The sequence below is a fragment of the Mesorhizobium sp. LEGMi-168a genome (assembly GCF_058312955.1).
In genome coordinates this window covers 1-1050 of record NZ_JBZEGV010000149.1, presented here as the reverse complement: position 1 = coordinate 1050, position 1050 = coordinate 1, and the positions used below count along the sequence as shown (strand labels likewise).

2 protein-coding genes are annotated in these 1050 nt (G+C 65.6%); one reads left to right on the top strand and one right to left on the bottom strand.

The genetic code is table 11. The features are described from left to right. Window positions 1-633, top strand: a 633-nt coding sequence (locus tag AC4FWB_RS34545; protein ID WP_491030684.1) for a peptidoglycan-binding domain-containing protein, incomplete at its 5' end; no start/stop codon positions are given. Between the two features lie 37 nt (window positions 634-670). On the opposite strand, the gene AC4FWB_RS34540 is transcribed toward AC4FWB_RS34545, so the two are convergent. Continuing rightward, window positions 671-1050, bottom strand: a 380-nt coding sequence (locus tag AC4FWB_RS34540) for an HRDC domain-containing protein (protein WP_491030683.1), incomplete at its 5' end; no start/stop codon positions are given.

Below are 1050 nucleotides of genomic sequence, written 5' to 3'. Positions count from 1 at the left end.
CTCAACATCGGTCAGCTCAAGAAGCCGCCGATCCCTGTCGGCACTACGCCGACTGTTGTCGCCAATACGCAGAACGACGCGTCGCGGTCGGCCACGGCGGCGGAACCTCCGGCCGCGGCCGCCAACCCGGAAACCGATGTCGGGACCGAATTGACGGAAAGCGCAATCGGGCTTGACCGTCAGGAAAAGATCGATCTGCAGGAAAGGCTGCTGGCGATCGGTTACGAGCTGGACGGGGCCGACGGCGACTTCGGCATCAAGACGCGTCGCGCCATCGGCCAGTGGCAGGAGGAAAACAAGCTGCCGCCGACCACCTTTCTGACCTCGAAGCAATATGGACGCCTGAAAATCGACACCGACGACGCCCTGAAGAGCTACCGCGCCCAGCGAGCGTCGGAGGCGGAATCAAGGAAGCAGGAAAGCGCGACCCCGCAAAAGACACAGAAACCGCAGCCTGTCGTCCGCGCGAAGCCGAGGCGCGAACGGCAACGCGAAGCATCCAATCCAAGACCGGCGCCGAGATCAAAGGCGACGGGGCGGAAGTCCGGGTTCCGCACCTGCAGCGGCATCGACGGCACCTTTGAGGTTCCCGCGTCCCAGAGATGTCCCTTAAGCGGCTACGCGCATTATTGAAAAAGCGCGATATCGAACTCCACCGCTACAGGCGAGGTTAGGCCCCGGCTTCATGCGCCGCGAGCGCCTCCAAAAATATCGCGCCGAACTCGCTCAGCTTGGCAGCGCCGACGCCGTTCACCTCGGCGAAGGCATTGAGGTCGCGCGGGCGGCGCTCGGCCATGTCGATCAGCGTGCGGTCTGAGAAGACGACATAGGCCGGCACCTGCCGTTCCTTCGCCAGGCGCAGGCGCAGCGCCTTGAGCGCGGCGAGCAGCGCGGCGTCCAGATTGTCCGTGCCCGCCGCGGCGGCGTCCTGGGCCGAACGCGCCTTGTTGCGGAGCGAACGGTGGCGCGTCTCGACGCGGTACTCGAACGCAGTCTCGCCGCGGCCGAGCGCGCGGCCGCGTTGGGTAATGGCAAAGCCGCCATAGCCGT